General features: G+C 62.5%; 7 protein-coding genes. All 7 read right to left on the bottom strand.

The window, feature by feature from the left end; all coding sequences use genetic code 11:
* A partial coding sequence (locus tag QZL63_RS10615; RefSeq protein WP_290587171.1) for an RnfABCDGE type electron transport complex subunit D occupies positions 1 to 401 on the bottom strand: 401 nt, incomplete at its 3' end.
* A 20-nt stretch (positions 402 to 421) separates the two neighbouring features.
* Positions 422 to 1,765, bottom strand: a complete 1,344-nt coding sequence (rsxC, locus tag QZL63_RS10620; RefSeq protein ID WP_022309270.1) for an electron transport complex subunit RsxC — start codon at positions 1,763 to 1,765, stop codon at positions 422 to 424.
* A gap of 17 nt (positions 1,766 to 1,782) precedes the next feature.
* Entirely contained in the window at positions 1,783 to 2,757 is a 975-nt protein-coding gene (locus tag QZL63_RS10625; protein WP_022309271.1) for an RnfABCDGE type electron transport complex subunit B, read from the bottom strand.
* Positions 2,758 to 3,174, bottom strand: coding sequence for a SoxR reducing system RseC family protein (locus QZL63_RS10630; protein ID WP_022309272.1), 417 nt, complete (start codon positions 3,172 to 3,174; stop codon positions 2,758 to 2,760).
* 4 nt (positions 3,175 to 3,178) lie between these two features.
* Positions 3,179 to 4,759: an NAD+ synthase gene (locus QZL63_RS10635; RefSeq protein WP_022309273.1), complete on the bottom strand. Its 1,581-nt coding sequence runs from the start codon at positions 4,757 to 4,759 to the stop codon at positions 3,179 to 3,181.
* Positions 4,760 to 4,955: 196 nt separating this feature from the next.
* Positions 4,956 to 5,717: a zinc ribbon domain-containing protein gene (locus QZL63_RS10640; protein ID WP_022309274.1), complete on the bottom strand. Its 762-nt coding sequence runs from the start codon at positions 5,715 to 5,717 to the stop codon at positions 4,956 to 4,958.
* A 22-nt stretch (positions 5,718 to 5,739) separates the two neighbouring features.
* The coding region (locus QZL63_RS10645; RefSeq protein ID WP_290587174.1) for a Nif3-like dinuclear metal center hexameric protein at positions 5,740 to 6,167 on the bottom strand (428 nt) is incomplete at its 5' end.

Below are 6,167 nucleotides of genomic sequence, written 5' to 3' on the forward strand. Positions count from 1 at the left end.
ATCAGCAGGAAGACGCGGCCCACGATGGCGGGGTTGAAGGGGTTCTTGCCCAGTCCGCCGAAGGTCATCTTGGCGATGGCAATGGCGACGAAGGCGCCGATGACGACGATCCACCAGGGAATCGTCGAGGGAAGGTTGAAGGCCAGCAGCACGCCGGTCACGACGGCCGACCAGTTGGAGATCGTCAGCGGACCGCGGACCAGGAAGCGCTGGATGAGGAACTCGAAAGCCACGCACGAGGCCACCGAGAGCGCCGTGACGCGCAGCACGTCGAGACCGAAGACCACGGTCGAAACGACCAGCGCCGGCATCAGCGCGAGGACGACGTCGCGCATGATCGACGCCGTCGATTGCGGGGACTGTACGTGCGGCGCAGGAGCAACGGTAAGTTTATTCATCATACTCATGGTGTTTTGTCAGTTTACTTTTTGGCCGCGGCGGCACGTGCGCGGATGCGTCCCATGACCGTCTGCTTGCCCAGGCGCACCCAGTCGAGCAGCGGCAGGTAGGCCGGGCACGAGGACTGGCAGCAGCCGCACTCGATGCACGAGGTGATCATCCGCGCCTCGAGTTCGTCCCAGTTCTTCTTCTGGGTCATCTTCGAGAGGAAATAGGGTTCGAGGCCCATCGGGCAGGCGGCCACGCACTTGGCGCACTTGATGCACTGCGAGGCCTCGCGGCGCACGGCGTCGCGCCCCGACATCACGGTGATGCCCGAGCAGCCCTTCGTGACGGGCGAATCGAGGTTCACCATCGCGCGTCCCATCATCGGGCCGCCGTTGATGACCTTGCCGGCATCGGCCGGAAGCCCTCCGGCCGCCTCGATCAGCGCCGAGACGGGCGTACCCATGCGGGTCAGCAGGTTCTTCGGCTCGCGAAGCCCCTTTCCGGTGATGGTCACCACACGCTGGATGAGCGGCATGCCCTTCTGCACGGCCTGGTAGACGGCATAGGTCGTCGAGGCGTTGCAGACCACGGCACCGACATCGATCGGCAGTGCGGGCGGGGGCGGCACCTGACGGCCCGTGACGGCCGCGATGAGCTGCTTCTCACCGCCCTGCGGGTACTTCACCTTGAGGGGTACGACCTCGACCCCGGCGTAGTTGCGGGCAATGCCGCGCAGGTGCTCGATGGCGTCGGGCTTGTTGTTCTCGATACCGATGTAGGCCTTCTCCACACCGACGGCCTTCATGAGGATCGTGACGCCGACGATGAGCTCCTCGCCGTGCTCGAGCATCGTGCGGTGGTCGGACGTAAGGTAGGGTTCGCACTCCACACCGTTGATGATCAGGCACTCGGCCTTCTTGCCGGGAGGGATCGAGAGCTTCACGTGCGTGGGGAAGGTCGCACCGCCCATGCCGACGATGCCGGCCTCCTTGATGCGGGCGATGATCTCCTGAGCCGAAAGCGTACACTCGCGCACGAGGGTCTCCGAACGGTCGATACCCTCGGCCCACTCGTCGCCTTCGCGCTTGATCGTGATCATCATCTGGCGCAGTCCCTGCCCGTTCGGCAGCAGATCGACGCCCGTCACCGTACCCGAAACCGGCGAGTGGATGTTGGCCGACATGAAGCTCGCGGCCTCGGCGATGAGCTGTCCGGTGAGGACCTTGTCGCCCTTGGCGACCTTGGCGACGGCCGGCGCGCCGATATGCTGTGCGAGCGGGATCGTCACCACCTCGGGCAGCGGCAGGATCTCGATCGGCTTGGCGCAGCTCAGTTTATTTTCCGACGGATGGACTCCGCCCATTGGAAATGTCTTCATAGTCTCTGCTTGGAATTTTACGATTCTTTATCGGATGCAGCCGAAGCCTTCTTTTCGGGAGCCGGAGCTTTCTTCGGAGCCTGCTCCGCTGCCGGAGCGGCCTTCGGAGCCTCCTGCTTCGGGGCGGCAGCCGGGGCAGCCTTCGGGGCGGCCGGGGCCTTGGGCTCCCTGGGCAGCGGATCCATACCCACGAGGCGGATGGCACCCGTCGGGCATTCGTTCACGCACTTGCGGCACAACTTGCACTTCTGCGGATCGATGTAGGCGAGGTTGTTCTCCACCTTGATGGCATCGAACGCGCAGACCTTCTGGCACTTGCCGCAACCGATACATCCGGCCTTGCAGGCCTTCATCACGGCGGCGCCCTTCTCCTTCGAAACGCACGACACGTAGACCGCACGGTTCTTGGGCCACTTCTTGCGCAGCTCGATGACCATCCGCGGGCAGGCCTTCACGCAGGCGCCGCAAGCCGTACACTTGTCGGGATCGACCTCCGGGAGCCCCGTGGCGGGATTGATGTGGATGGCATCGAAGGCACAGGCCACGACGCAGTCGCCGAAGCCCAGGCAGCCGAATGCGCAGGCGCTTTCGCCCACGTAAAGCGACGAAGCCACGGCGCACGACCGGGCTCCGTCATACTGATTCGTGCGGGGGCGTTTCTCGCACGTGCCGCCGCAGCGGACCGTAGCCACTTCGGGTTGCTTCTCGGCCGCAGCCTTGCCCAGATAGGCGGCCACAGCCTTCATGCAATCCCCTCCGCCCACCGGGCAGAAGAGTTCCGAAATGTCGTCGCGCTTGACCAGCGCATCGGCCATTCCGCGGCATCCGGCGAAACCGCAACCGCCGCAGTTCGCACCGGGGAGCATTTTCTCCACCTCGTCGATGCGGGGATCCTCCTCGACGCGGAACTTCTGCGCCACGAAGTAGAGGACGACCGCCGCGAGCACACCCAGCGCACACAGCGACAGGATCGTGTAAAGTAATACTTCCATTTAGCTTTTTGTTATTGTAAAATGAATTGTGTGTTCGATTCTGCTGCGGAAGCACCACAGCACCGCATAATAGAGCGACACTCCGCCGAGGGCCGCGACGACGGCCTGTCCGTCGCTTCCGCCCAGGAGCTTGGCCGCACCGAGGGCCGCGAGCAGGACAACCAGCGCACCGACATAGGCCAGAAGGACGGCCCGGGCCCCGGCATTGCTCCGCACGCCCACCATGACCTCATCGCCCGCGGCGAACTCCGCGGCACGGTGTGTCCGCACGGCGACGATCTTCTCCTGCGCCTCGGCCAGGCCGCAGGCCTGTCGGGCGCTGCACGCCCCGCAGGCGCTCCGCGAGGTGATCTTCACCCGGACCGTATCACCCTCGACACGGTCCACCACGCCGCTGTGTTCGATCAGCCGGGCCACGGTATCAGTCTCCGTATTTGTTGGTAAGGGGCATCAGACGCTCGTGTCCGAACGAGCAGGAGGAAAGACGCAGCACGGGCGGGAACTGATAGCGCTTCTTCTCGTTGCGCATGATCATCGAGTGGATCTTCTCGACGACCTCCGAGTCGAATCCTGCATTGACGATCTCCTCGCGGTGCTGCCCCTCCTCGATCATGCGGAACAGGATGGCATCGACCACCTCGTAGGGCGGCAGGATGTCGCTGTCCTTCTGTCCGGGATGGAGCTCCGACGAGGGCTCCTTGGTCAGGATGCTCTCGGGAATCGGATCGCCCATCGTGCGGTTGATGTAGCGGGCCACGTCGTACATCTCGCTCTTGTAGAGGTCGCCCGTGGGGCTGAAGGCACCGGCCGTATCGCCGTAGAGGGTGCAGAGTCCCAGGGCATTCTCGCTCTTGTTCGACGAGTTGAGCAGAACGTGCCCCGTCTTGTTCTGGAGCGCCATGAGCAGCACGGTGCGGATACGGGTCTGGATGTTCTCCTCCGTGGAGTCGAACTCCGTTCCGCCGATCACCGGCTTGAGCGTATTGACCACGCTGGTATAGATTTCCGAAATGGGAATGACGTTGTAGCTGATGCCGAGGTTGCCGGCCAGCAGTTTGGCATCCTCAACCGACTCGTCGGACGAGAAGGGCGACGGCATGAGCAGCGCATGGACGTTCTCCGCGCCCAGCGCATCGACGGCGATGGCCGCGACGACGGCCGAGTCGATACCGCCCGAAAGGCCGATCGAGGCCTTCGCATAGCCGTTCTTGCGGAAGAAGTCGCGCAGGCCGCAGCGGGCGGCCTCGTAGATGAGGCGGGTGCGGTAGCTGCTCGACGTGGGAATCTGGACAGGCGCAGACTTGGCCCGGGTATCGAAAATGCCGAAGTCCTCCTCGAAGTTCTTCAGCATCAGCACCGGTTCTCCCTGTTTGTTGAGCGCACCCGACGTTCCGTCGTAAACGATCTCGGTCGATCCCCCGACCTGGTTCACGATGACCAGGTTCTTGTCCTCGACGAAGGCCAGGTTGCGGAGCATCTCGTAGCGGTAGGTCATCGTACCCTTGCCGTAGCGGCGGGCATTGATCGAGATGATCGTCTCGACCGACTTGTCGAAGTCGTGTTCGCGGCTGAGGTCGTCACCGACGATGATCGCGCACTTGTGGCCCTTGATCGTGGCATACTCGTAGCCCTTCGAGGGGACGAGGAAGCCCATTTCGCGGCGGGCCGTGATGTATTTCTTGCCGACGTAACGCAACACCTTGCGGTCCTGGATGAGGGCGGCGGCGCTGATGGTTCCGGCGGAGGTCAGGATCGGCAGTCCGACAATGGCGGCGATGCCGTCGCAGCAGGATGCGATCTCCACCAGCGCATCTTCGCAGAGTTCGAGGAAGGTGGTCTTGCGCAGCAGATCGAAGGCGGGCGTTCCGCTGACGGCCTGTTCGGCGAAAATCACCAGATCGGCGCGTTGGGCCTTGGCCCGCTGGATGGCATCGATGATCTTCGAGGTGTTGCCGTCGATGTCTCCGATCGTGTAGTTGAGTTGCGCGATGGCTATTTTCATAGGGTGTGAGTTAGGTCGGTATGTTTATAACTGTGCAAAGTTAAGGATTATTTGGCAAAGTCGAAAAATTTTCGATGTTAATAAATTAACATCCGACCAAGGCCCGGAGGCACCGTCTCGGCAAACGAGAAGAGCCTCCGGGGGACTCCCGAAGGCTCTTGCATGCATGGTCCGACACAACCGCCGGCGTGCGGCGCTACTCCTGCTCCGCCTCGGGGTCAGCCACGAGGATACGCCCGCAGTACTCGCAGACGATGATCTTCTTGCCCTGACGGATATCGGCCTGACGCTGGGGCGGGATGCGGTTGAAGCATCCGCCGCAGGCATCACGCTTGACCGTCACGACAGCCAGTCCGTTGCGGACGTTGCGGCGGATGCGCTCGTAGGCGGCCAGCAGACGCTCGTCGATCTTCTCCTTGGCCTGAGCCTCCTGCACGCCGTACTCCTCGACGAGCGGGGCGGTTTCGGCCTCGATGCCCTCGAGTTCGGCCTTTTTGGCCGCGAGGTCGGCCTCACGCTCCTTCATCTGGTTCTCGGCCTCCTCGAGCTGGAGTTTTTTGGCCTTGATGCCCCCGGCATACTCCTTCAGGCGCTTCTCGGCCAGCTCGATCTCGAGCTCCTGATACTCGATCTCCTTCGAGATGGCATCGTACTCGCGGTTGTTGCGGACGTTGTTCTGCTGCTCCTTGTAGTTGCCGATCATGATCTTCGCCTGATCGACCTCGCGCTTGCGCTGCTTGGTCAGCGAGTTCAGCTCCTCGATCTCGGCGTTGATGTGCTCGATGCGGGTCTTCATCCCGGCCATCTCATCCTCGAGATCCTGCACCTCGAGAGGCAGTTCACCTTTGACCTTGTTGATTCCGTCGATCTTGCTGTCGATCTTCTGCAGCTCGTAGAGCGCAAGGATCTTCTCCTGCATCGAGTAATCCACGTCGGCCGTCTTCTTCTGTGTTGCCATATTGTGTTTTTAGAGTTTAGACTTAAACCAGATAATTCACCGGATTGCGAGAGCATTCACTCTTGCGAACCGCAAAGGTACATAAATTTTTCGACAAAATATCAAATAACAGCCGAATTGCGCAATATTCGCTCTCAAAATGGCCTATATCGGCCACGGTGAGGGCCTTATCGGGTGTCATGAAGTCGTTGTACTTGAGGTCGGCAGTGATGTAGAGCCCGGCGCCGGCGCGGCGGGCGTCGCCGATGAGCGAGGCTCCGGCCCCGGTGCAGAGGGCGACGCGGACAACCCGCTCGGCGGCGATGTCGCTGTGGCGGATGACCCGCACCGAGAGGCGCTCGCGGACCCGCTGCAGGAAATCGACCGTCCGGACCGGCTCGGGCAGGTCCCCGACGACGCCGAAGCCCACCCCCTCCTCGGCCGAGGGCTGCAGCAGCTGCAGGCTGGGCA

The organism is Alistipes sp. CAG:268, from assembly GCA_000434235.1.
Taxonomy (GTDB): Bacteria; Bacteroidota; Bacteroidia; order Bacteroidales; family Rikenellaceae; genus Alistipes; species Alistipes avistercoris.